Annotated in this window: 24 protein-coding genes; 8 read left to right on the top strand and 16 right to left on the bottom strand. The window is 57.8% G+C overall.

Going from position 1 to position 24,764, the window contains the following annotated elements; translation table 11 throughout:
* The first annotated feature begins 109 nt into the window (after positions 1-109).
* Both phaeop14_RS09160 and phaeop14_RS09155 read left to right on the top strand, forming a co-directional pair.
* Complete coding sequence (locus phaeop14_RS09160) at positions 110-1,534, top strand: amidase (RefSeq protein ID WP_096789348.1); 1,425 nt, start codon at positions 110-112, stop codon at positions 1,532-1,534.
* Positions 1,535-1,557: 23 nt separating this feature from the next.
* On the top strand, positions 1,558-2,328 hold the full coding sequence (locus phaeop14_RS09155) for a DUF2189 domain-containing protein (RefSeq protein WP_096789347.1): 771 nt from the start codon (positions 1,558-1,560) through the stop codon (positions 2,326-2,328).
* A gap of 18 nt (positions 2,329-2,346) precedes the next feature.
* On the opposite strand, the gene phaeop14_RS09150 is transcribed toward phaeop14_RS09155, so the two are convergent.
* Entirely contained in the window at positions 2,347-3,105 is a 759-nt protein-coding gene (locus phaeop14_RS09150; RefSeq protein WP_040170886.1) for a helix-turn-helix domain-containing protein, read from the bottom strand.
* A gap of 259 nt (positions 3,106-3,364) precedes the next feature.
* Between phaeop14_RS09150 and phaeop14_RS09145 the strand changes: the two genes are divergently transcribed.
* Entirely contained in the window at positions 3,365-3,844 is a 480-nt protein-coding gene (locus tag phaeop14_RS09145) for a hypothetical protein (RefSeq protein WP_096789346.1), read from the top strand.
* A 136-nt stretch (positions 3,845-3,980) separates the two neighbouring features.
* Here phaeop14_RS09145 and ilvN read toward each other — a convergent pair whose 3' ends face one another.
* From ilvN to phaeop14_RS09125, 4 genes are all read right to left on the bottom strand, one after another.
* Positions 3,981-4,541 (bottom strand): acetolactate synthase small subunit, encoded by a 561-nt coding sequence (gene ilvN / locus phaeop14_RS09140; protein WP_040170609.1) that lies wholly within the window; start codon positions 4,539-4,541, stop codon positions 3,981-3,983.
* A gap of 66 nt (positions 4,542-4,607) precedes the next feature.
* Complete coding sequence (locus tag phaeop14_RS09135) at positions 4,608-6,359, bottom strand: acetolactate synthase 3 large subunit (RefSeq protein ID WP_096789345.1); 1,752 nt, start codon at positions 6,357-6,359, stop codon at positions 4,608-4,610.
* A gap of 464 nt (positions 6,360-6,823) precedes the next feature.
* Entirely contained in the window at positions 6,824-7,468 is a 645-nt protein-coding gene (locus tag phaeop14_RS09130) for a response regulator transcription factor (protein WP_040170611.1), read from the bottom strand.
* Between the two features lie 76 nt (positions 7,469-7,544).
* Positions 7,545-8,978: a cache domain-containing protein gene (locus phaeop14_RS09125; protein ID WP_040180765.1), complete on the bottom strand. Its 1,434-nt coding sequence runs from the start codon at positions 8,976-8,978 to the stop codon at positions 7,545-7,547.
* A gap of 252 nt (positions 8,979-9,230) precedes the next feature.
* Between phaeop14_RS09125 and phaeop14_RS09120 the strand changes: the two genes are divergently transcribed.
* The 3 genes from phaeop14_RS09120 to phaeop14_RS09110 all read left to right on the top strand — a co-directional run bounded on the left by phaeop14_RS09120 (position 9,231) and on the right by phaeop14_RS09110 (position 13,795).
* Positions 9,231-10,313, top strand: a complete 1,083-nt coding sequence (locus tag phaeop14_RS09120; protein ID WP_040180764.1) for a TRAP transporter substrate-binding protein — start codon at positions 9,231-9,233, stop codon at positions 10,311-10,313.
* 181 nt (positions 10,314-10,494) lie between these two features.
* Positions 10,495-11,421 carry a TRAP transporter small permease subunit gene (locus tag phaeop14_RS09115; RefSeq protein ID WP_040180763.1) on the top strand — a complete coding sequence of 309 codons (927 nt, stop codon included), beginning with the start codon at positions 10,495-10,497 and terminating at the stop codon, positions 11,419-11,421.
* A gap of 16 nt (positions 11,422-11,437) precedes the next feature.
* Positions 11,438-13,795, top strand: a complete 2,358-nt coding sequence (locus phaeop14_RS09110; protein WP_096789344.1) for a TRAP transporter large permease — start codon at positions 11,438-11,440, stop codon at positions 13,793-13,795.
* Positions 13,796-13,942: 147 nt separating this feature from the next.
* On the opposite strand, the gene phaeop14_RS09105 is transcribed toward phaeop14_RS09110, so the two are convergent.
* The 6 genes from phaeop14_RS09105 to phaeop14_RS09080 form a co-directional block, all read right to left on the bottom strand.
* Complete coding sequence (locus phaeop14_RS09105) at positions 13,943-14,326, bottom strand: VOC family protein (protein WP_096789343.1); 384 nt, start codon at positions 14,324-14,326, stop codon at positions 13,943-13,945.
* A gap of 4 nt (positions 14,327-14,330) precedes the next feature.
* Positions 14,331-15,152, bottom strand: coding sequence for an arginyltransferase (locus phaeop14_RS09100; RefSeq protein ID WP_096790270.1), 822 nt, complete (start codon positions 15,150-15,152; stop codon positions 14,331-14,333).
* Between the two features lie 227 nt (positions 15,153-15,379).
* Complete coding sequence (locus phaeop14_RS09095; protein ID WP_096789342.1) at positions 15,380-15,811, bottom strand: RDD family protein; 432 nt, start codon at positions 15,809-15,811, stop codon at positions 15,380-15,382.
* A gap of 120 nt (positions 15,812-15,931) precedes the next feature.
* On the bottom strand, positions 15,932-16,402 hold the full coding sequence (locus phaeop14_RS09090) for a DUF2852 domain-containing protein (protein ID WP_096789341.1): 471 nt from the start codon (positions 16,400-16,402) through the stop codon (positions 15,932-15,934).
* A 443-nt stretch (positions 16,403-16,845) separates the two neighbouring features.
* The gene (locus tag phaeop14_RS09085; RefSeq protein ID WP_096789340.1) at positions 16,846-17,418 is read right to left on the bottom strand and encodes a TetR/AcrR family transcriptional regulator; all 573 of its coding nucleotides are present in this window, start codon (positions 17,416-17,418) and stop codon (positions 16,846-16,848) included.
* The gene (locus tag phaeop14_RS09080; RefSeq protein WP_040180998.1) at positions 17,415-17,954 is read right to left on the bottom strand and encodes a dihydrofolate reductase family protein; all 540 of its coding nucleotides are present in this window, start codon (positions 17,952-17,954) and stop codon (positions 17,415-17,417) included. Before phaeop14_RS09080 ends, phaeop14_RS09085 begins: the two co-directional genes overlap by 4 nt.
* 213 nt (positions 17,955-18,167) lie before the next feature.
* Between phaeop14_RS09080 and phaeop14_RS09075 the strand changes: the two genes are divergently transcribed.
* Positions 18,168-18,626 (top strand): DUF2267 domain-containing protein, encoded by a 459-nt coding sequence (locus phaeop14_RS09075; protein ID WP_096789339.1) that lies wholly within the window; start codon positions 18,168-18,170, stop codon positions 18,624-18,626.
* Positions 18,627-19,259: 633 nt separating this feature from the next.
* On the opposite strand, the gene phaeop14_RS09070 is transcribed toward phaeop14_RS09075, so the two are convergent.
* The 5 genes from phaeop14_RS09070 to phaeop14_RS09050 all read right to left on the bottom strand — a co-directional run bounded on the left by phaeop14_RS09070 (position 19,260) and on the right by phaeop14_RS09050 (position 23,939).
* Complete coding sequence (locus phaeop14_RS09070; RefSeq protein WP_040180994.1) at positions 19,260-19,679, bottom strand: MarR family winged helix-turn-helix transcriptional regulator; 420 nt, start codon at positions 19,677-19,679, stop codon at positions 19,260-19,262.
* Complete coding sequence (locus phaeop14_RS09065) at positions 19,676-20,101, bottom strand: SRPBCC family protein (protein ID WP_040180993.1); 426 nt, start codon at positions 20,099-20,101, stop codon at positions 19,676-19,678. The genes phaeop14_RS09070 and phaeop14_RS09065 overlap by 4 nt, the downstream gene beginning before the upstream one ends.
* Before the next feature lie 699 nt (positions 20,102-20,800).
* Positions 20,801-22,045 carry a hypothetical protein gene (locus phaeop14_RS09060; RefSeq protein ID WP_096789338.1) on the bottom strand — a complete coding sequence of 415 codons (1,245 nt, stop codon included), beginning with the start codon at positions 22,043-22,045 and terminating at the stop codon, positions 20,801-20,803.
* A gap of 507 nt (positions 22,046-22,552) precedes the next feature.
* A complete protein-coding gene (locus phaeop14_RS20065; RefSeq protein ID WP_096789337.1) occupies positions 22,553-22,843 on the bottom strand; it encodes a histidine phosphatase family protein in 291 nt (96 codons plus the stop codon).
* 208 nt (positions 22,844-23,051) lie between these two features.
* The gene (locus phaeop14_RS09050) at positions 23,052-23,939 is read right to left on the bottom strand and encodes a LysR substrate-binding domain-containing protein (RefSeq protein ID WP_040170688.1); all 888 of its coding nucleotides are present in this window, start codon (positions 23,937-23,939) and stop codon (positions 23,052-23,054) included.
* 98 nt (positions 23,940-24,037) lie between these two features.
* Between phaeop14_RS09050 and phaeop14_RS09045 the strand changes: the two genes are divergently transcribed.
* On the top strand, positions 24,038-24,742 hold the full coding sequence (locus phaeop14_RS09045) for an SDR family oxidoreductase (RefSeq protein WP_040180774.1): 705 nt from the start codon (positions 24,038-24,040) through the stop codon (positions 24,740-24,742).
* Positions 24,743-24,764: the final 22 nt, after the last annotated feature.

Genomic DNA, 24,764 nt, shown 5'->3' with positions numbered 1-24,764 from the left:
CAGACTGACCTTTTGAATTCACAGAAACCCGTTTGCCCCGGCAAGCGGGTTTTCTTTGTGTTTTGGCCCAGCTAGGCTGCGGCTAACGGCCATCCAGGAGCGCCTTTCGATGAGTGAGACCACACCCAGCGCCCGCGAGATCCTGCAGGACCTCTCTGCCGGTCGGCGCACCGCTGTTGCGCTGATGACGGAGACGCTGGCACGCATCGATGCGATAAATCCTGGCGTCAACGCCATTGTCGCGCTGCGGGACCGCGAGGAGCTGCTGGCAGAGGCTGCGGCGGCGGACAGATCGACGACGCGGGGGCCGCTGCATGGGCTGCCCATGGCGATCAAGGATCTGGCCAATGTCGCGGGCGTGCGCTCCACCCAAGGCTCGCCTCTGCTGGCGGATTTTGTCCCACAACAGGATGACCTGATGGTGGCGCGGCTGCGGGCAGCAGGTGCTTTGATCATCGGTAAGACCAATACTCCGGAATTCGGTCTTGGCTCGCATACGTACAACCCGGTCTACGGGGCCACGGCGAACCCCTATGACCGTAGCCGCAGCTGCGGCGGGTCATCGGGTGGCGCGGCGGCGGCGCTGGCGACCGGGATGGTGGCGCTGGCCGATGGCTCCGACATGATGGGCTCCCTGCGCAATCCGGCGGGGTGGTGCAATGTCTACGGCTTCCGGCCCAGTTGGGGGCGGGTGCCGGGGGAGCCGCGCGGCGATCTGTTTCTGCATCCGCTGTCGACCAACGGTCCGATGGCGCGCAACCCTGAGGATCTGGCGCTGCTGCTGGATGTGATGTCAGGGCCGGATCCGCGCCAGCTGCTCGCGGCCACAGCCGGGGCAGGGCACCGTGTCTCGCCCTTACCAGAGGTGCGGCCGATGCGGATTGGCTGGCTGGCGGATTGGGGCGGGGCCTATCCGATGGAACCGGGCGTTCTGGAGACCTGCGAGACGGCGCTGAAGGTTCTGAGTACGCTGGGTCATCAGGTTGAGACTTTGGCGCCGCCATTCGCTGCGGGACAGATCTGGCAAAGCTGGACCACGCTGCGCTCATTCGCAGTGGCTGCGGGTCTTCGGGTTTTTGCCGGGCAGATGCAGCAACTGAAAGAGAGCGCCCAATGGGAGCTTGAGCGTGGTCTGGCCCTGACTGGACAGGAGATCCAAGCGGCGTCGGATCTGCGTTCGGACTGGCAGCGGGTCGTCGCACAGCTGTTCTCGCAGTATGATGCGCTGGTCCTGCCGACTGCTCAATGCTGGCCGTTCGATATTGCGCTCGAATACCCGCAGGAGATCGGAGGGATCGCACTGGACAGCTACCATCGCTGGATGGAGGTGGTGACACCGGTCAGCCTTGTCGGGGTGCCCTGTCTGGCAGCCCCTGCTGGGATCGGGCCGACCGGTCTGCCGATGGGGCTTCAGATCTTCGCAGCCCATGGGCGTGACCGGGATTTGCTGGCGTTGGGACAGCAGTATCACTTCGCAACCCGTTGGCCAGAACGTCGCCCAACGCCAACACCATCAACAACTGCCGCCCGCTGAACAGCTGCATCAGGAGATTTGGGATGGAAGAAAAAGTCTTTGGTGTGCCCGATTTGCAGCCGATGACGCTGGCGACGCTGGGACAGGCGTTGCAGCACGGCTGGGGTGATTTTCGCGCCAAACCGGGCTACGGGTTGTTTTTTGCCAGCATCTATGTGCTGGCGGGGTGGATCATGGCCTGGATCACCGTGGCAACCGGCACCACCTTCTGGTTGGTGCTGGCGGCGATCGGGTTTCCGTTAATCGGCCCTTTTGCGGCGGTGGGCCTCTATGAGGTGTCGCATCGGCTGGAGCAGGGGGAGGCGCTGGGATTTGGTGCCATATTGGGGGTGGTCTGGCAGCAAAGTCGCCGTCAGCTGCCGTCGATCTGCGCCATTATCATTATCGTATTTCTGTTCTGGTTCTTCCTTGGTCACATGATTTTTGCTCTGTTTCTGGGGCATTCCACGATGACCAATATCTCCAGCTCGCCTGAGGTCTTCCTGACCGCAAACGGGGTGACTATGCTGGCGGTTGGTAGCGCGGTTGGTGCGATTTTTGCGCTGCTCCTTTATATGATTACGGTGCTGTCGCTGCCGCTATTGCTGGACCGGGAGGTGGATTTTGTCACCGCCATGATCACCAGTTTTTCCTATGTGCAGAGCAATTTTGTACTGATGATCCTCTGGGCGGCTGGCATCGCTGCGGCGACATTTGTGGCGATGATCCCGGGATTTCTGGGTTTGCTGCTGGTGCTGCCGCTGCTGGGCCACGCCAGTTGGCATGTCTACCGGCTGATCGCGGCACGGGCCTGAAACGGGCCTCCGCGCCCGCTATCTGAACCGCGTACCCACTCCCAGCAATCGCTGTTGAAAGGGGCTGAGTTCGTGTTGCTCCACAAATCCGGCCCGCCGCGCGGCGCGCAGGATGGCCCTGTGGTTCTGCCCCAGGTATTCATAAACCATACGCGTGGCGCGGTCGGCGGTCTCGCTTTCGCGACTGGTACGGGCGACATAGCCGGCCCAGACATTGGCCTCCATCGCGGGTACATTGGCCAAATAGTTGAAGGATGAGGTGCGCCCGCCGCGCCGCGCCAGCGTAAAGGCGACGCCGTCGTCATAGGCCGAGGCATAGCCACGAAATTCGCGGGATTTCGCATCGGCTGGCAACCCCTGATAGCGCATAGCGGATTTTGCTTCATAACCGCGGATGTAGGTGACCCCTTCGCTGCGAAACACCCGCACCAGCCCCAGAATATAGCGATCCGTCCGCACGAAGCTGCGGCGCAGAAACTGATAAAGACCGGACGGGAAGAATGCTTCAGTCATATTGGTGACGCCGGGGCCCAGAAAATCGTTCAGAAATGGTCCCTGAAGGATCTGCCCCTTACAGGAGAGCTGCGCGACCGGGTCCAGCAGGATGCGGGCATCCACGTCGAAGAAATTGCAGATCCTGTCCAGGACATCGGGCCGCGGAAAGCTCTCTCCGGTCAGGTAGCGATTAAATTGTGTGCGATTTATCCCCAGTTGCCGCGAAAGCTCAGAAATCGAGGGGTAGTCCTTGGCCAGCTGTCGAAGGTTAGCACCAAACATATTGCGCAGCTCGGCAGGGGAACGGTCGGGCTGGCTCACGTGTATCTCCTCTATGTTTGCAAATGGCTTCAATACCAGATCTTGCGGTTACCCACGGGAAGACATATCACAGTTGTAGATAATAACCGCTATTTTGATGCTACATAGCATCAATTCTGCATAAAGCGGACACAAATTCGTACAGAAATTTCCAGATGTTCTTGGTGTTCCTAAAGCCTGATTTATCTCAGAATGGGTTGGGGCCAATGTGAGGTATGATATGATTGGTGTCGTTCTCTGGACCGACCATGACCTGCGGCAGGCTGTGATCTGGTGTGAAGATCACGGTGATCTGGTCTATTATCGTTGGGCTTCCTCTGATGAACCCATTGTGCTCAGCAAGGGAGATTGCGTCGCATTTCAGGTTGAGACGAAAGGTGCTTTACGGCTGGCCTGCGATTTGCGGATTATCAAGGAGAGCCAGAGCCCTGAACTCGCCGCGAAACTGGTCCGGGCGGAGCATGAGGCCAACCAAGTACCGCCACAGAGTCGCTCAACCGCGACGGTCATGTCTTGGGAAGATGCGCGCCAGGATCCGCTATACCCTAACCCTGTCGGGGGAGAGGTGCGGGCCTGCGAGTCTGCCCTCGACGGTCTCTGCGATTCGTTCGATCCCTATCTGGCCGGGGCGACAGTGATCTCTTTTCCGGACAAAAAAGCCAGAGAGGCCCGTGCGCAAGCAAAACGGCGTAGCGGCTGACAGCGTCGCCCGAAGGGGTGTGCAGCATTTTGCGGGCATTGGCTGCACCTAGAGCAATTGCCGTTCGACCCTCAGTTTGCCCAGCAAAAAGGGGCCGCGCGGACGCCGCCCCCTTTGGGTGTTCTTCCGGATCTGATCAGTTGCCGCGCAGCAGCGCCGCAACGCCGGTGCGGGCGATTTTGGTCAGCCCCAAGGGCCGCATCATTTCTGCAAAGGCGTCAATTTTGTCTGGCGCGCCGGTCAGTTCGAAAATGAAACTGTTCAGCGTGGTATCCACAACCTTGGCGCGGAAAATCTCCGCCAGGCGCATGGCCTCGACGCGTTTGTCGCCTTCTCCAACCACTTTCACAATGGCCAGTTCCCGTTCCACGAAGGGGCCTTCCACGGTGAGGTCCGTGACCTCATGCACGGGGACGATCCGCCCCAGCTGCGCCTTGATCTGCTCAATCACCTGCGGGGTCCCGGTGGTGACGATGGTGATGCGCGACAGATGGCCTGTGTGATCAACCTCGGCCACGGTGAGACTGTCGATATTGTAGCCACGACCGGAGAACAGGCCAATCACGCGGGCCAGAACGCCGGGTTCGTTTTCCACCAGAATGGTGATGGTGTGGCGTTCCTGAACATCCGAGAAATTCGGACGCAGGTTATAGGCGGAGTGGCTGGTGGAGCCTTTTTTGATGTGTAGGGCAGACATTTACGTCCCTTTCCTAAATTCCGGGGCAGGGCGATGACGCCCCGCAGAATCTGTTCGTAACCTGGGTTAAACCAGCACCGCGCCGCCGGATTGGATGACGCCTTGGGTTTCGGCCTCGCCCAGCAGCATCTCGTTATGTGCCTTGCCCGAAGGGATCATCGGGAAGCAGTTTTCGTGCTTCTCCACCAGACAGTCAAAGATCACCGGGCCGTCGTAGTCGAGCATTTCCATGATCGCGTCGTCCAGGTCCTTGGGGTCCTTGCAGATGATGCCTTTGGCTCCGAAAGCTTCGGCGAGTTTCACGAAATCGGGCAGCGCTTCGGACCAGGAATGGCTGTAGCGCTCGCCATGCAGCAGTTCCTGCCACTGGCGCACCATGCCGAGCCGCTCATTGTTGAGGATGAACTGTTTCACCGGCAGGCGGTATTGCACGGCGGTGCCCATTTCCTGCATGTTCATCAGCCAGGACGCCTCGCCCGCGACGTTGATCACCAGCGCATCCGGGTGCGCGACCTGCACCCCGAGAGAGGCGGGGGTGCCGTAACCCATGGTGCCAAGGCCACCGGAGGTCATCCAGCGGTTGGGATCTTCAAAGCCGAGGTATTGCGCCGCCCACATCTGGTGCTGGCCCACTTCGGTGGTGATGTAACGGTTGCGATCCTTTGTGAGGGCCTCAAGCCGCTCAAGCGCATATTGCGGTTTGATGGTGCTTTCAGACGTGGTGTAGGCGAGGCAGCGGATATCGCGCCACTCACTGATCTGCTCCTGCCATTGCGCAATCGCGGCGCTGTCGACCTTGCGGCCGCGGCTTTTCCAAACTTTCAGCACGTCTTCCAATACATGGCCGATGTCGCCAACAATCGGGATGTCCACGCGGATCACCTTGTTGATCGACGAGGGATCGATATCGATATGCGCCTTGGTTGAATTCGGGCTGAAGGCATCGAGGCGGCCGGTGATGCGGTCATCAAAGCGCGCGCCGATATTGATCATCAGATCGCAGTCGTGCATCGCCATATTGGCCTCATACAACCCGTGCATGCCCAGCATTCCCAGCCAGTTCTTGCCGGAGGCCGGATAGGCGCCAAGCCCCATCAGGGTGGAGGTCACCGGAATGCCCGTTGCCTCGGCGAGTTCCCGCAGCAGCTGGCTGGCACCGGGGCCGGAGTTGATCACACCACCGCCGGTGTAGAACACCGGGCGTTTGGCGGTTTCCATCGCTGCGACCAGCTCGGTGATGGCCTCCAAATCGCCTTTTACGGGCGGCTGGTAATGCGACGCGGCAGGTTTGGGGCCCTGATAGGTGCCGGTGGCAAACTGCACATCCTTCGGAATGTCGATCAACACCGGGCCGGGGCGCCCGGCCGTGGCCACATGAAAGGCCTCATGCAGCGTGCCTGCCAGCTTCTCGGTGTCCTTCACCAGCCAGTTATGTTTCGTGCAGGGGCGGGTGATGCCCACGGTGTCGGCCTCCTGAAAGGCATCCGAGCCAATCATAAAGGTCGGCACCTGACCGGTCAGAACCACCAGCGGAATGGAATCGAGCAAGGCATCCGTGAGGCCGGTCACCGCATTGGTGGCACCGGGGCCGGAGGTCACCAGAACAACGCCGGGTTTGCCGGTGGAGCGGGCATAGCCCTCGGCGGCGTGCACGGCGCCCTGTTCGTGGCGCACCAGAATGTGCCGGATATCATTCTGTAAAAAGATTTCGTCATAAATCGGCAGAACAGCACCGCCGGGATAGCCAAAGACCGTGTCCACCCCCTGATCCTTCAGGGCCTGAACAACCATTTTTGCGCCGGTCATCTCACGTTTCATCTGCTTTAGCTCCAATTGGCGGCATCGTTCTGTTTCGCATAAAAAAAGCCCCCGATTTCTGGTCGGAGGCGCATGGGTTCGATTATGGTGTACCGTTACCGGCCCATGCGCGTGGTTCCTACGACTACGACTAGGATTTTCATCGTCTTGGCTCCTCTAGCGTTAATGCGGACCTTAGGACCGGGGGCAGGGGGCGTCAACAGGGAAATGAACCGAAAACACCCCGGTTTGGGACATTTTATTGCGTCAGATCGGTGCACAGCGACATTATTGCGGCTTTGGGTGGAGTGAATCGTGCCATTTCGGTCCTGATTTCCCAGTTTAGGGTAGGTCAGCCCGCGTGTATCGGAGGGTGGCCCGCCTTTTTCTCCACCGATATGTCCGGCTCTGGACCTAATTTACCGGTATTGCTGCTGCATCGCAGCGTTGCGACAGCTCAGTATCCGACAATCCCGGCGGGCGGGTCAGAAACTGTGACCGGTGCCCTGTAACACGCCATGTTCCAACGCATAGCGGGTGAGCCCCGCAGTCGAGGATATGCCCAGTTTGCGTTTGATATTCTTGCGGTGGGTTTCCACGGTGCGCACGGAGATATCCAACGCCAGCGCCACATCCTTGTTGGATTTGCCCTGTGCCAGCTCCAGAAGGATGGTCTGCTCGCGCCCTGTGAGCGCCTCGCGGTTGGGATCATCCTTGGGCTTCAGGGAGCCTTCGGCACCGGTGCAGAGATAGGTCTCGCCGCGCATCACGGTGTCGATGGCCTGACGGATCTCTTCGGTCGGGACATCTTTCAGCACATAGCCCATGGCGCCATGAGCCAGCGCGCTGGAGATATATTCCGGGCTGTCGTGCATCGACAGGATGAGAATGCGGGTGGCAGGGTTTTGTTCGAGGATGATTTCCGTCGCACTCAACCCGCCGAGTTTGGGCATGTTGAGATCCATCAGGATCACATCCGGTGTCAGTGCACGCGCCTCGGTCACGGCCTCTTCGCCATTGCTGGGAATGCCCACAACTTCGATGTCGTCATAGCTTTCGAGGATGGACTGGATGCCCTCGGCGACCATTGGATGATCGTCGACGATCAGAACGCGAATGGTGTTTGGCATGATCGCCCCTCATGTGGCTTGCGCGGTTCCTGTGGCCCTATGCTGTGATGACAGATCGGGCAGGGCGCAGTTTGGCTCAGGACACCCGTTTGGAGGTCGCATTGGCCGCGTCTCCGGGCGGCAGAAGATGGCTCAGCGGCAAGAGCACCTCAATCACCGTGCCGCTTTGCGTGCCCCGTGATGACAAAATCCTGAGGGTGCCGTCAAGCTGTTCGATCCGTTCCTGCATGTTGCGCAGCCCGATCCCCGGGCCACCGCGGTCCTGCACTGGTGGCAGGCCGCGACCATTATCGGTGATCCGCATGGTGGCGCCACGGGCATGACCGCGCAGATCCATGGTGACCTCGGTGGCCTCGGCGTGGCGTTCGATATTGGTCAGCGCCTCCTGCGCAATACGATAAAGCGCGATCTTGGCATCCGCGTCCAGACGGTTGCGAAACACCACGGTACTGAACCGGGTCTCAATGCCGGTGCGGGCGGCAAAGTCATCGGTCAGCGCCTTCAGCGCCGGTCCCAGACCCAGATCATCCAGCACCCCAGGGCGCAGGTCGCGGCTGATGCGGCGGACCTCGGTGATGGCGGTGCCCAGATGTGAGATGCCCTTGTTCAAGGGATCATCAACGTGGTCGAAATCGCCGCGTGACAGCCGCCTGCGGGCATTGTCCAGAGCGTAACGCACCCCGACCAGCAGCTGGCTGATCCCGTCGTGCAACTCACGCGCGACGCGGCCGCGCTCTTCTTCCTGCGCGTCAAAAACCCGCTGGGTCAATTCTTTCAGCTTGGCGTCGGCCAACCGGCGCTCGCGGATGTTCAGGACCATGCCAGAGGCAAAGACCAGACCCAGCGCAAAGAGGGTGATCCCCCCGATATAATAGAAGGTGCGACGAATGCGGGTCTCTACCTCGGCGCGGGAGGCCGCGACGGAGGCCAGAACATCGTCAATAAACACCCCGGTCCCGATCGCCCATCGCCAGTCTTGCAGACCCAGCACATAGGCCACCATCTGCGCCTCTTCGCCGGTGGAGGGTTTTTCCCACATAAATGTGTGCCAGCCGGCCCCCTGACGGGCGAGGCGGATGAATTCATCCACCACGGGCGTACCGCGACTGTCAGTCAGACCGCGCCAATTCTTGTTGATAAACTCCGTCTGGCGCGGGCTGACCAGATTGGTGCCGTCGTAGTCATAGACAAAGAAGAACCCGTCCCGATCATAGATCATCGCGCTGAGGATCTGGGTCACCTGTTCCTTTGCGGGCTCATCGTCCGGGGCGGCCAGCCCGTAGATATGCGAGAATCCATTCCGTGCTTGGGTCACATAGTTGCGCAGCTCAGCCTTCTTTGCCTGCAACAGCTGCTGTTCCAGTGCCTTGATCTCCCGTTCGGCCAATGCGCGTGACTGCACGGCAACAAGAACCGCAATGGCCGCCCCGGCGACAATCAGCGGTAAGGTGGCCAGCAGAGAGAGTTTCTGGGCGTAGTTCGGTCGCAGGAAATCGGGGATCAGACGCATGGTCGAATCGTTACGCAATCCGATTTGAGAATCAAAGCCCCCATTGGTGCGGTCACCGCACGAATGTCTGACGTGCCCCATGCTGCTGTCACAGCCTGCCCGGAATTTGGCCAAAAAATTTGGCCAAATTGCAGCTTTCTACGCAGTAGTAGGTATTCACATGACGCAGGGTGCGGCTAGGCTTGCCCCACTCGACAAGACCTGTTTCGGGCGCAGACCCGGAGCAATCCAATTAAATGGGAGGAGAAACCTATGGATCGTCGTTCCTTTTTGAAGACATCCGCGCTGGGGGGCAGCGCCGCCGCAGCAACCACTCTGGCCGCACCAGCCTATGCACAGGGTAAACGCACCCTGACCATGGTCACCACCTGGGGCCGTGGCCTTGCAGGCGTTCATGATTCCGCACAGTTCGTGGCCGACAGCATTACCGCCATGTCCGATGGCAACCTGACCGTCGACCTAAAAGCGGCTGGTGAACTGGTTGGCGCCTTTGAAGTCTTTGACGCCGTGACCGCAGGTCAGGCCGATATGTACCACGGTGCAGACTACTATTTTACCGGCCAGCACCCGGGCTATCAGTATTTCACTGCAGCCCCGTTCGGCATGACGCCGCAGGAATTGGTGAACTGGTATTACCACGGCGAAGGCATGGCGCTTCATGATGAGCTGGGTCAGATCTTTGGTCTGAAATCCTTCATCGGTGGCAACACCGGCCCGCAGGCCGGCGGCTGGTTCTCTAAGGAAATCAACGGCCCCGAAGACTTTAACGGTCTGAAGTTCCGGATGCCGGGCCTGGGTGGCAAGGCGTTGGGTAAACTGGGCGCCTCCGTCCAGAACATCCCTGGTTCCGAAGTGTATCAGGCCCTGTCTTCCGGCGCGATTGACGGCACTGAGTGGATTGGCCCCTGGGCGGATGAAAAGGCCGGTTTCCAGGAAATCACCAAGACCTACTACACTTCTGGCTTCCATGAGCCCGGTGCCGCACTCTCGGTTGCAACCAACCGCGACGTCTTTGACAGCCTGTCACCGGCACATCAGAAGATCATTGAGATGGCGGCAGCAGCTGGCCACCAGTGGAGCCTGGCGCAGTTCATGAACAACAACGGTGCAGCGCTGCAGCGTCTGCAGTCCGGCGGCGTCAAAACCCTGGAATTCCCGGACAGCGTCTGGGATGCCTTCGGCCAAGCCTCCAAGGAAACTCTGGACGAATTCATGGGTGACGAGCTGTTTGCGAAAATCCGCGGCAGCGTCGAAGAGTCCATGAAGGCCTCTTCCGGCTGGATTACCAAGTCGGAAGGCGCCTATCGCGCACAGCGCGACCGCGTTCTGGGCTAACCCTCTTCGAGCGGTTTCAATCGGATCCTCCGCAACGGCGGGGGATCCTTTCGCAATTGCAGCCGGCAGGGAAGGCCGCGGCCATCTATGCCCATCGGGTCCTACGATCCGTGCGCGCCTGATTTTATCCCAAAGATGACAATCAAACGGCCCGCGCTGCACGCATTTATTCGAGGGAAAAATGCAGGACGAAAGTGGCGTTTCCTTTTTTGGAGCCTTACTGGGCGGCCTGATCTGGCTGGTTCAGAACATTGCGGGCGCCTTTTATAATTTCGGCTATGCCGTCGCCAACCCGCAGCTCTGGCTCGATTGGTCCGACAAGGCCTCCGTCATGCGGTTTGTCTACTATGGCGGGTCGGTTGAGCTCTTCTTTGTGGTGTTCACCGCGTTTCTGGTGCTGACGGCTGTCGGCATCTATCGCCATTCCATTATGTGGGGTGTCGTGCGCGGACTGGAGGGCTTTGCCAACACGCTGGGGCGTCTGTTTGCCTGGGCAGGCCTGCTGATGGTGCTGCAGCAGATCGTGATCGTGTTCATGCAACGGGTGTTTGCACGCCCGGACATGAGCTTTGGTCTGGGCATCGCGCTGGAAAAAGACATCAGCTGGTTTGCAGAAGAACTGAAGCTTTACAATGCTTTGGTCGTCTGTCTTTGCGTGACCTACACGTTTGTGCAGGGCGGCCATGTGCGGGTCGATCTGATCTATTCCGGTATCAGCTTCCGCGCCAAGCGGGTGGTGGACATGCTGGGATCGCTGATCTTCATGATGCCTGCCGCGGTGCTGACGTGGATGTATGGCTGGTTCTTCCTGTGGCGCCACCTGATTGTGCCCAAACCCTCCGCCTCTGACACTCTGGACCGGCTGGTGATGAAATCACGGGCCTTGCGCTGGAACGTGGAAACCATCGGCTTCAGCCCCAATGGGTTCAACGGGTATTTCCTGTTCAAGATCCTGCTGGTGGTCTTCGCCGGTATCGTCTTCCTGCATGCCATCGCGTTTTTCTACCGCTCCTTCCTTGAGTTCGTGGAAGGGCCCGGCAGTGAGAACAAACACCTCGACAAGGACAGCCTTGGTGAAGGTGAAGAAGCCTATGAAGGCGCGCATTAAATAAGGGACAGCCCCCATGCTATTCGGACTTGATGGCGTTGAAATCGGCCTGATCATTGTCTTCTTCTGCCTCTTTGGCGGTATTCTTTCCGGCTTTCCGGTGGCCTTTGCCATCGGCGGAGCCGGGGTCATCTCCTTTGGGATCATTGCGGCGCTGGACAGCGCCGGGATCCTTGTTCACCAGGCCATCGAAACCTCGTCGCAGGTCTATCGGGATCTGGTGAATTCCGGCGTGAAGCCGGATTCTGTGTCGGTCTTCCGATACCCCGATCTGCCACGCGTCGCCGAGGCCGTCTTCCCGCAAGGCTGGGAAGTTGCGATGGACCGCAACGTCTCCTTCATTGTGAACCGGATGAACGAACGGGTTCTGGCGGGGGCGTCGATTGAGACCCTGCTGGCGGTTCTCATGTTTGTTCTGATGGGCATCACACTGGAACGTTCCAAGATCGCCAACGACCTTCTGACCACCATGGCGCGCGTCTTTGGCCCGCTGCCCGGCGGTCTGGCGGTGTCGATTGTCGTTGTGGGCGCTTTCCTCGCTGCCTCAACAGGGATCGTGGGCGCAACTGTTGTGACCATGGGCCTGCTGGCGCTGCCAACCATGTTGCGCAACAACTATTCGCCGGAACTGGCGACTGGTGTGATTGCGGCCTCTGGCACACTTGGCCAGATCATTCCGCCGTCCATCGTGATCGTTCTCTTGGGCACGCTGGCGGGGGATCTCTACTCCACCGCGCAGGAAGCCCGCGCGCAGGAGTTTGGCTGCTCTGATGCGCTGACCTATCTTGGGGAGCCTGCGGTAGTGTCGGTCGGCACCCTGTTTCAGGCAGCCCTGTTGCCGGGCATCATGCTGGCGTTGCTCTATGCGCTGTATGCGTTTGGCTATGCGCTGCTGAACCCGGAAAAAGCCCCTGCGGTGGTTCTGGAAGGCGGCACCGGTGAGCCGATCACCCGGGGCGAAGGCCTGACCTGGTTCCTTGGCGTGCCGGTTGCGTTGATTGCGGGTGCTATGCTGCTTGGCCAGATCAATCTGATCGGCAGCCAGAACGTCAATGTCTCTGCCTTCTCCGACGCAGGTCAGACCGCAGCACTGCGCACCAACGTTGGTGATGACTGTAAGGCCGCGATGATTGATCTGCATGGTCAGGAAGCCTGGGATGCAGCAGTGGTCGAACAGGAGGCCATTGATGCGGCGGGCGGCGTGACCGAAGCTACCAAGCTCACAGAGGAAGAGCTTGTCGCTGCTAAGATCGCCAAAATTGACGCAGCGGCGCCAATCGGCACTGGCCTGACCGTGCTGATGGTGCTGATGGGGCTGGTTCTGGCTGTCGGTCGTGGTGTTTCACCTTCGGCCGATCCCAAGCCGCTGATCCTTGGCGCAATTGGTGTTCTGCTGATCGCGCTGGTGGATGTTGTGGCGATTTCTCCGACCACCAGCCCAGGTGTCACGGTTCTGTTGATCGCGCTGCCGACGCTTCTGGCCCTCTACGGGTGCAGAATCGCTGCGGGACGCAGTGCAAAAAATGATCTGATCCGGGTTGTCTTCCCGCCACTGGTTCTGATTGTGGCCGTGCTTGGCTCCATTCTGGGCGGTATCACCAACCCGACGCCAGCTGCGGCTTTGGGCGCCGGTGGCGCCATCATGCTGGCGGCCTACCGCAAGCTTCAGGACCAGGGCAAATCCGGCAAGATCATCATCTGGGCGACCTTTTCGGTGGCGATCTGCATCCTGGTCGGGGTGAACTTTGACCTGCGCATCAATGGTCAGGGCGGCGTATCCGCCGAAACGGTCATCGCCTTTGGCGTGGCATACGGGGCCTATCTCTTTGCGCTGTTTGGCCTGATCTACGGCTGCTGGGTGCTGTTCAAGGGTGGCGTCCTGACACCTGTGGTGCGCGAAACCGCAAAGGTGACCTCGATGGTGTTCACCATCCTGATCGGCTCGCAGCTCCTGAACCTGGTGGTGATCTCCTTTGGCGGGGAGCATTATATCCAGCAGTTCCTCAAGAGCTTTGACAGCGAACTGAAGGTTTTCCTCATTGTGATGGTGGTGCTGTTCATCTTGGGCTTCGTGCTCGACTTCCTCGAGATCATCTACATTGTGATCCCGATCGTGGGACCGGTGATCTATGGCGGGTCTTTCGATCCGAAATGGGTGACCATCATGGTGGCGGTGAACCTGCAGACCTCGTTCCTGACGCCCCCCTTCGGATTTGCGCTCTTTTATCTGCGCGGGGTCGCTCCAAAGGAGGTCACCACCGGCCATATCTACCGCGGGATCCTGCCATTTGTGCTGATCCAGGTGGTGGGTCTGGGCATCCTGTGGATGTTCCCTTCGATTGTGACCATTGTTCCGGCGCTGATGCCAAACTGATCCTGCCTCAATCGTCACATCAAAGGGCCCTCCAGACGGAGGGCCCTTTTTTCATGCCAAAGGGCGCGGTGCAGGGACGCTGCCCCTCTGCGCCAGGGGCGCATTCACCCCGGGGTATTTCAGGCCAGAGGAGGGGCGCGCAATTGCTCAGGTAAGCTGAAGCAGATCCCAGCGGTTGCCGAAAGGGTCGCGCCAGACAGCGACACTGCCGTAGGCTTCATGGCGGGGCTCTTCCTCGAATATCACACCTGCGGCAAGCATCGCGGCGTGATCTCGGGCAAAGTCGTCAGTACGCAAGAACAGTCCGACGCGACCGCCAAACTGATCACCGATAACGGCCTGCTGTTGCTGGCTATCTGCGCGCGCCAGAATGAGGCTGCCATCACTGGCACCTGGTGGCAGGATCCTGACCCAGCGCTTACGCCCCAAATCGACGTCTTCGGCCAGTTGCCAGCCGAGCGTGCCGCAATAGAACTCAATCGCCTCGTCGTAGTCGGGAATGACCAGTGTGACAGCATGGAGGGTTTGCATGATATTACCTGTTGGGGCTGCGGGAGTCCGGCAAATGAATGTTGGCGACCTGTTCTGCGATGGGATCGGTCGACAGAGGGTGTGCCGTGTCATCGAAAGCGTCGGGATCAGTCATCGGCTGCCAGGCCCCGCGGTGATAGACCTCAAGTCCGGTGAATTTCGCCTTGTAGCCCATCTTGGCGCTGCCCGGGACCCAATAGCCGAGGTAGACATAAGGTAGACCGGCTTCACGCGCGATTTCGATATGATCAAGGATCATGAAGGTGCCGAGCGACTTCTGTGGCAGATCGGGCTGGTAGAAGGAATAGACCATGCTTAGGCCATCTTCGAGAACATCGGTGAGCGATACAGCGGTGAGGGCATTGGTCTCACGATCGTTGTATTCCACCACCCGGCTTCGGATCGGTGTTTCTTCGATCATGGCAGCATATTCAAAGACATCCATATCAGCCATCCCGCCATCGGCATGGCGGCTGTCCAGATAGGTGCGAAACAGCGCATATTGATCTTCGGTCGCCCAAGGGGAGGTGGCGCGCCGCTCCAGCCCGGAATTACGCTTCAGAGTTCGCTTCTGCCCCCGGCTGGCCTTGAACTCAGCGACATTGATCCGGGCCGACAGGCAGGCAGAGCAGTCCGAGCAGGAGGGCCGATAAAGCACATTCTGCGAGCGGCGAAAGCCCTGTTGTGACAGGCTGTTGTTCAACTGCTCAACCCCGTCGCCCTGTAGCGCAGTGAACAGCTTACGCTCCATCCGATCTGCCAGATAGGGGCAGGGCTGCGGCGCAGTCACGTAGAACTGTGGGGCAATCGGCAGAGTATGGCGCATCAGGCGGGTGGGTGTCCGTTTGGTCTTGGCGCAAAAGGCCCCGATGTCGCGCGGGCGCTGCAATGCGGTTGCGCTGACAGAACGGGGCACTCTGGCCACTAGGTTGATGTCGATGATAGCAACGCCGCCGCCATGCGCCAAGGGGCCAGTTCCGATTAAGGTTTACAGATTTTGGGATCTGTTCGGCGCCGTATCCGGGGCTGCGTCTTGGGGGCATTGGTTGCGGATTATCTGCGCCGGTTCAGCATCACCGTGCCCAGCACCGCATCCGTCAGCCCCTGACCGCGCGCCGTCATCAGCATCATCAGGATCGAGATCACCTGCAGCACAGGGAAGGCCATCGAGATCGAGTAGCCGACGGTATGCAACAACGCGCCCTGACCATCAAGCTTGCGCCCTGAGAGGTCTCGCAACTCAATTCCCGCGATGACCATCCCCCAGGTGGCGGAACCTGCGGCGATGGTGACCGCACGGTAGATGAAGCCGATGACCAGATAGAGCAGAGGCCAGATGAACAGCCCGGTAAAGGCGGTGAAAACCACCGCGACACTGGCTAGAAGCGTGATCAAGACGCTGTCGATCAGCCAGGCGAACAGGCGCTTTGAGGCAACAAACTGGTAGAAATCGGCCTGATAGTCCGGGTCGGGAAGGGCGGTCATCACAGCCTCCTTCTGGTTTTATCTCGGGGGGAAACGGATCTGCGGCCTGCAAGAAGCGGCAGCGGTCTTGGCCACGGTAGGTGCCCCGCCCCGGATGGGGCGAGGCTGGGGGGAGGGGGGTCAGTGACGCTTGCTGCGGCGGGAGCTGCTATCGTCGTCATCCTCGTCGTCGAGTTCGATAGCCTCATCATCGTTCTGCAGCGCGCGCTCATGCATGAACTCATCAAATTCGGATTTGTCCTTCGCGGCGCGCAGGCGCTGCAGGAAAGCCTCAAAATCATGCTGTTCCTGCTCCAGGCGCTGCAATGTATCGGCCTTGTAGGCGTCAAAGGCGCTGTTGCCAGAGGGGGTCATCGCCGACATGCCATGGCGGGCCCAGGATTTACGACGTGTGCTGCAGGATTTTGAAAACATGCGTTTGCTCCAGATCATGTAAAACAAGAGGGCCAGGCCAACCGGCCAGAAAAACACGAAGCCAAGGACCATCGCTGCGATCCAGGCGCCTTTGCCCTTGCTGTCCAGCCAGGATTCGCTGCGGGAAAACCAGCCCTGTTCGGACGGCTGCGGGGCGGTTGAGGTATAACTCGTCATCGGGGTCTCCAGGTTAACGTTGCAAGGTGCGGCGCCTATGTGAATGCGCTTCACATTATGGAATATCGGAGTCCCCGGACTTGGTTTCAAGGTTCGATGTAAATCTTTTTCACATAAACATGCGTTTGTGGGGCTAAGTCACTGTTATTACTGTGTATGTAGCCGGATGAAAGCGGACCTTCAAGCCTGTACAATTGATCCAGGCGATACTGCGATCAGTGTAGACGTCAGCGACGCGCAGAAAGCAGACTCTGCAAAACTGCAAACTATGGCCGCCCTTCTCGACAGACCCGGCCCAATCCGGACCTTTGACCAACTATCAAGATGCTGCGGTCGCATCCCGCATACCGGACGTTTGCAGCAGACGCGAAGATACAGCCCGATGTCGGTGTTCACGTCGAAAAGTTATACTTTGTTCGCGCCTCCGATGCGCGTGTTTTTTACTAGATGGCCTCGCGGTCACCAGCCGCTCGACAGAGAATCCAGTCGATACCGCGCAGATAGTCTTCTATCGTCAGGGGGTTGTTTGCTCCACTCGAAGCAGAGAGCACAAATCCGTGCGCATAGTCGATCAGCAGGTGAACAAGAACGTCGCCACCGTCGCTGTTTTTTAGCTGGTCTGTACAGGCTTTCAACTTCGGCACCACGTTTGCAAGGTCGGCACTCATCAGCGTCACATCCTCAAGGATCGCGCGGAGAAGGTTGGCGTTCTTCAAGGCGTATCCATAGTAGGTCGCCATGATGCTTCGGGCCCGCTCGACCGGAGTGCCACCCTCCACGCCATCCAGGACGCCCGCAAATGCATGTTCCACCAAATCGGACAGAAGCTGTTTCTTGGTGCCTGCGTGATAGGTCACCGCCATCGGAGTGACGCCAAGCTGATCGGCAAGCATGCGAAACGACAGCGCGTCAACGCCCTTGTCTTGGACAATTGGCAAGGCAGTCTGCAGGATCAGCTGTTTCGAAAGACGTTGGTCGGCCTTCGGCGGCCGCCCGGGTGAAGGCGCCTTTGTCACGCGGCTTTCAGCCTGTAATCCAGATCCACCAGACCAGAAGGAAAGCTGTTGACCGACACCAGCTCCAGATCGACATCGCCCTCGGTCTCGCCAAAAATGCGGATGCCCTCACCGATCAGGATGGGAACAAGGGTGATCCGCATATCTTCCACCAGCCCGGCCTTCAGGAACGAGCGAATGATCGCGCCACCATCCACATAGACGCGATTGAAACCGCGAGCGTCAAAGCTCTTCATCAAATCTTCGGGCGCCAAGTCTGAGACTTCGACTTTGTCGCGCAGATGGTCGGGAATTTCGGCGGCAGTCATTGTTCTGCTCAGAACAACCACCGGTTTGGTGTAGGGCCACGCTCCGAAGCCTCGCACCGTCCTATACGAGCCCGAGCCCATAACGATCACATCGACACTGTCCTGAAAGGCGGCGAATCCGTGATCTTCTTCCTCGGTTGGTTGCTTTTCCAACCAATCCAACCGGTGGTCAGTCCGCGCGACAAAACCGTCCAGGCTCATCGCCATCATGATATGTCCAGTGGGCATCTTCCGGGTCTCCTGCAATAAATTTATACAGCATATAATAAATGCTAAAGCTGCGCTCAAGAGATAGTTGTCATTTCCGGCTCCGAATCCAGACGGAGAAGGCCTGCACTCCTTCGCTCAAGGCGGCCCATGGCTGCCGCTGGTGTTTTCGACAACCCTTGTGAACTTCGATAAGATTATCAGCGACAATGCTGAGGAAGGAACCAGCTACACATGCCAATGCCGTGGACATATCGGCACGCCTCCAAGGAGTGGCGCGCTTTCCTTGATGACGTGAAAGAGCGCATGTCCCTTGAGTCAGACAACATGGCGTACACGGCGGTTGATGCGGTGTTTCAGGTGTTCAGGCGTCGCTTGAACGCTCGAGAGGGTTTGGAATTCGCAAGTGTTTTGCCGAGCGTGCTTCGCGCGATTTTTGTTCAAAAATGGGATGTTACGCAGCCTCGCGCGGCATTTGATGACCGTGAGACACTCATTTCTGAGGTCAAAAATGTGCGTGTGAACCACAACTTGACGCCAGACAACGCGATTGAGGCAACGGCATGGGCGGTTCGGCGCTGCACCAACGGAAAAGACTTCGAACGCGTTTTGGCCAAGCTCCCAGTTGAAGCGCGCGCCTTTTGGCATGTCGACGTTGCCGATACTGCCGAGCTGGAACAACGGATAATATAGCTGTGTTGCAGCATTCGGTAGGTTTGCACAGGACCAGCGCCAGCGCGATAGCCTTAAAGCAAAAATAGAAGAATGGATGCCGGACGGAGTGAGTGTCGAGATCGCGCCATACCGGTCTTCTAGTGACCAAGTTGATCCGTATCTGCCACACTAGGAGCGACCTTCTCTTGCGGGAGTGACAAAACATGCCCGGCTTGAGGAGTTGGATGGTGTACATCACCAAACCGTACATGATTAATGTCATCGTACGGCAATCTGAATGGCGGCTTACGGCTATACGGTCTGCTTCGCTCGCAAATGCAGCGAATGACCGGCTTCCGCCCCGATCTGCAGGCAGTTTCATCCGTTGCAGATGCAGAATGAATGTCCATATCGGGCTGGCTTGAGCCGATCACAACTTGCTTGGGGCAGGCTGGTGCAGGATTCTCGGTGCTGTGCCGCCGCATGGCGGCAGAGAGCCCTAAGTGAGGGATGCTGCGGAACGCACGAAGGTCGGCTTCCGCGGGTCACGCTGCAGAGGCAGCATCGGGTTCTATAAGGGCCAAGACCCCGTCGTTGGTGAGGTCTGAAAGCCGATACAGAGGCTAGCGCACCAGCCGATCCGTTTTACTCGGTCGTTTCAAAAGGGGCTGGTTATCTCGCCTTCCTAGCCGCGAAGAACTCCCTGTCATAGGCTTCGACAACCGGTACCGCCCTGGCCAGGCGCTCACGTCCCAAGGGTGTGAGTGTGACGCGCTTGGAACGCTGATCGGCCTTTGACGCGGAACGCTCGATCAGCCCGTCTCGCTCCAGCCGCGTGGCAATCTGCGAGACATGCATCCGGTCCATGCCGAGGAAATCGACGACGTCGCGTTGCGTCACGTTCTGTCCGTTGCGTGTCATCCAGCCACAGACCGCTAAAATGGCGAACTGCGGTTGCGTCAATTCAAATGGCTTTAGCCGTCCGTTCAAGCCCCGCTGCCACAGCATGAACTCCTGCCAGAGGGTGAATCCTGGACTGACCTGCGGGCCCGCGAAGGAAGACGGCTCCCACTTCTGGTCTTGCCCGGTCACTCGCTTTCTGCCCTGTTCTCGCACGCATGCTTCAGGCCGAGCAGAGTTGCCGGAAGGGTGGCGTCGATCTCTCTGCCGATGAGCCGGCGGAACAGAAAGCCCAAGGGGCCGGAGAAGCGCACCCAGTGCGTCGCGGTGGTCCCTTGGCCATCCCCCCTTAAATCATGGCCGAAATGCATCCGGCACAACGGCAATTGACCCTCCATCGTGAAGGAGCGCCCCGGCAGGACCTCGGCGACGCGCACACGCGCCTTCGGTCCCTTCCGTGGCTTCAGCCAACCCGTCGATCCCCTGTGCAGACCGTCTGGCAGGAAGACCGCCTCGGTCTCGCAATCCCACGCAGGCCACGAGGCCACGTTCTCGTAAAGGGCGAACACCGCTGACTGGGGAGTGGAGATGGAAATGCTGTGAGTAATGGTCATGGGAAAACTCGATTAAATGTAAACACATTTACATTTGGTGTGAAACGAAAGGATGTGCAACCCCTTCCGTCGTCGAGTCGGCGTTTTTTCAAGGGTGCTTGGTTGGAACGGACCTTCGTGCTTAGCGCAGCGAAAGCCTGGATCGTCCGCTTCCCTTCCGTTCGACAGTGGTTGGTGGCTGCATCTGCAGCGAAGGTCTGCTCTCTCCATCGCTCGTGCAGCATGGGACCGTTGCTCAGGTGGCAGATACTGAGACTTTGCAAAGGTCGCTAACTGCGCAGTACTGACGTTGGGACCACAAAACTGCGCTTGCGAAGAATTTCGGCGAAGTGTGCTAGTCGGTCAGAATCAGTTCCAAGTTAAGGGCTGAGGATAAGATAGTCGTGTTTGATCATCTATTTGATTTTAAGTAGCTAATCCCGTTCTAGGAACTGACCGTTCCGATGGTGCGCTAGTTCCAAGTTCGGTGGGTTACACTGCGGTTAGAAACTCAACATAAGTGGCCTTATTGTGTGAGCCATCTGCAAGGCATCAGCCAGCGCATCAAGGACACGGCTTCTCAATCTGCTGGTGCGAAGCAGACCTTTGGGGCGAATAGCTGAACTTGGAAGATGCGGACAAAGCGCCAATTGCGGCTTACGGCCTGGCGTGGAAATGCCATCGCATGATGATCAGGTTCATAGTGCTGCAAATGTCAGGCTAATTGTTGCGGCGATCTCCACCCGGCGTTAGGGTAGCGCGGCGAAGAGCGCTGCCAAGAGCGTCCCACCAAAGCGGTCCTTGTGACATGACAGTATGTGCGTACTGCCGAATGACTTCTTCGTGGCTGATGAGAAACAGTATCAAGTAGTGTCCAGCAAGAGTCTGGCTCACGAAACCGCCTGGTGGATCTTTGGCAATTCTCCAAGCTTTCCTAACGACGCTCGCGACAAAATTCCATGTCCACTCCTCGAGTTCTCCTAATGCGGCTACGCCAGCTGGAGTTTGCAGATCGGATGTACGAATGTTCTCTCTCGCTGGAGCAGTGGCATCTACAGAAACAGCGCTGGACGCCTCAGCGGCTTCAACTACGGAAATTGCGGCCATCCGACGTTCTTGGCTATTTGAGCGCTTTGTATGCCTGGTTGCACGATCTTGTACTTCGCGTGCACCGGGATGGCCTAGGAACCAGACGCGATGAGTCTCCGCAAGGTCTGTGAGCTTTGCCGCGACCGTAACAGGTAATTCTTCTGCGGGCCTGTCAGTTTCCATCGCGAGATGATGAACTTCAAGCGCTGCCTCTAGGCTGTTTGCCACTGACCAAATTCTACGTGCTCCGATTCCCGAAGGATCTTTGCCGATTAGATCAGCATATTGTTGAACCGTAGTTGGCAGATCGGGTGCTACATTCGCTGCCAATTCAACAATCTTCAACAATTCTGCTGCTTTTCGCCGACATTCGTCGTGTAACTCATCCTGATCTTCGTCGTCGCTATCAGTCAACGGGGGATCAACAAGCTTAACTGGGCCTTGGTCATCGACTATGAATTCAGGTCCACCCTCCATCACTTCTGGTGGGTCTTCAATCGTGTTAGTGCCAAGCCAGTCTGCAAGTCGCCTGGTTCGTTCTTCAGCATCAGAGATTCCGGCAATAGCTTTGAGCTCTGCATTGTCGTAAGCTGCCGGAATACCGTCAAAATTGATCTTTCCTAAACCGTCTATATGGGCCAACGGTCTCAGGTCTTCGATTTGCGTTCCCCTCAACTCAATGAAAGTGCCCGCCTTTAGTTGCCGTACTTCATCTGGCAGTGTTGATAGATGCCCGAGTACTTCGAAACCCTTCCGGAGATCAGTCTCGCCATTATAAAACGGGCTCAGGCAAACATATTTCCAATGCTCACGAGCTGCTTGAAGAACCAATTCCTTAGCTAACTGATGGGCTTCGCGTTCTTCAGTGCTTAACACTTCTTGTGTTCCAAATTGCTAGTAACTGTATCTCATCCAGATACTACATGTTGAATGGCTGTAGCATAAGCCCTGGTCTGCTAGTTTGGCATGCCTAACTGCCGAAACCGACCTTAGTCTATCACGCAGCATTTGTCGCAATGGGCTCACAGCGACCTTAGCTTCAGCAGGAACGGAGGTCTGCGCTGGGTCGCTGGTCACACTTTGTGAAGCCAGCCATATGGACTTAACCCAGGCAATACTGGGGCAGATGGACCCGAATAATTTGCAACTCGAATTGTCTTGGTTTTTGATATCCGACGGTTTTCAGCGCATCTTTCAGGTTGTGAAAGACAATCGCCAACTTGGTAGGCCCTCTTCGTAGCGTCTAGAAAGCCTAATTTTTTATGCCTCATCCGGCTTGATCCGGCTTCCTCCGGCCTCTTCCGGTTACTGCAATATTAAGTGTCTCCTAACAGTGGGTGCCGTGACATCCGGTGTCTCCCCTGCCAGCCAAGGATCAAATATTTAGAGGCTTTCCTCCGCTGGTCCTTCGAAAACACCCAAACGACACTCCTTTAGCTCATTAACAAGCGTAAGGGGCAGCCCAGTCAGTCTGGACACAATTTCGCTGGTCTCCTTCGCCTGTGCCAGCAGGCTGCACACGATGCCAGACACATGGTTTAACATCGCGGACTTTGCCGCAGCCTTAGCCTGATGTCGCCCGGTTTCATTCAAGGGAACATCAACCTGACCAATGCAGAGGCATTGCTTGTTCCAATCGGTTTGACCGTGCCGGAGAAAGACCAAAGATCGCATGTTGGCCGCAACTTCGCGAAAATACGCTCTCAATATTTTCAAAGCTAAGGCAATGCGGACGTTGTCGCAAGCGCAACACCTTGGCGCTTGCTTCCCGCGGCTTCCACCTTGTCAGATTTTGTCAACGCGGGCCAAACCGCCAAGCTCATACCTAACGCACTCGCCTGCATCAAAAAATCTTAGACTTATCTGAATGACCGCTCTTGGTTTAAGACAGGCAGGAAACGTCCGCCGAGCGCTCCGTCAGCCATGTCATGACAGTGACCACCGTCTCATTGTTCTTAGCGGTTCGTGGCATGAGAACATAGAAGTCATTTCCGCCTGCCTCCCAGGCCGGGCCAACCTCCACCAGACGTCCAACCTTGAGGTCTTGAGCCACCAGGAAACGGCTTACCAAGGCCACTCCTTGCCCGGCAATGGCCGCATCGACCGCAAGAGACGTTTGGCTCAGGCGTAGGTGGCGAGGCGACTGGTCCTGATTGCCCAAATGCGCAAGGTAGTTTGGCCATTGGTCATGGGCGTCATGGATCTTCGGCTGTTTGGCAAGGGATGCTGGATCAAGAGGAGTATCACCCTTGTCCCCAAACGTTGGCGCGGCAACTGCGATCAGTGATTGTCTGAACAAAAGCGTTACGTTCAATGACGCGCCAAACGGCGGCGATCCCTGGCGCACTGCAAGGTCTATTCCGTCGCTGTGGAAGCTGGAAATTCTTTCGGTCGCCATGATCCGCAAATCTATATCCGGATGTGCTGCGGTAAAATCCGGTAGATTGGGGATCAGCCATTTTGCAGCAAAAGTCGGTGTGACGCTGATGAGAACTTTGTTTGGCTCTGGTTTCAATTCGGCAGTTGCGGCTCGAAGGTCTGAGAACACTCCGGCAATTCGGTTGTGAAAGCTGCGTCCGACCGATGTGAACGCTAGACCCTTCGGCACCCGTTCAAACAACACCACACCTAGATGCGCTTCGAGTTGGCGCACCTGTTGCGCAACGGCCCCCTGCGTAACGCCCAATTCATCTGCGGCAGAGCGGAAACTGAGGCGGCGGCCTGCTGCATCGAATGCACGCAGACTGTTGAGTGGGGGAAGGTCGGTCATTCTACAGTAGTATTTCTACTGCTCTTCAACATCAATTCTGAATCGAAATTTCTCACGGAAAGCGTCATTTATGAATCAAACAGTAGGAGATGCTCAAAATGACAGTAGAAAAAGTAGCACTAATCACAGCAGGCGGCAGCGGCATGGGTGCGGATGCAGCGCGCAAACTGGCAGAAGATGGGTTCAAAGTTGGCATCTTGTCTTCGTCTGGCAAGGGTGAGGCGCTTGGCGACGAACTCGGCGGGTTTGGTGTGACCGGCTCCAATCTTGATGCACAAGCGCTGAACGCTTTGGTAGAGGGGGCGCAGGAGCGATGGGGCCGTATAGATGTCTTGGTGAACTCTGCTGGCCACGGGCCCAAAGGACCAGTTCTAGAAATCAGCGACGACGACTGGCATCAAGGGATGGAAGTCTACCTCATGAACGTCATCCGTCCGGCACGGCTTGTCACCCCCTTGATGCAGGCGCAGGGCGGTGGGGCAATCATCAACATCTCAACCTTCGCGGCATTCGAACCCGACCCTCTTTTTCCCACGTCGGGCGTCTTTCGCGCCGGGCTTGCCGCTTTCACAAAACTCTATTCGGACAATTATGCGTCAGAGAATATTCGCATAAACAACGTTCTTCCGGGTTTCATAGACAGCCTGCCCGAAACCGAAGACCGTAAAGCGCGTATTCCCATGGGACGCTACGGTTTCGCGTCAGAGGTGTCTTCTCTTATTTCCTGGCTGGCCTCGGAAGACGGTAGCTACATGACAGGTCAAAACTTGCGTATCGACGGAGGGTTGACCCGTGCGGTCTGATGCCTTGGCCCTTGTTTTGCCG

Source organism: Phaeobacter piscinae, from assembly GCF_002407245.1.
GTDB lineage: Bacteria > Pseudomonadota > Alphaproteobacteria > Rhodobacterales > Rhodobacteraceae > Phaeobacter > Phaeobacter piscinae.
Note: the sequence above shows the minus strand (reverse complement) of the source record. Positions and strands in the feature narration are given on the sequence as shown.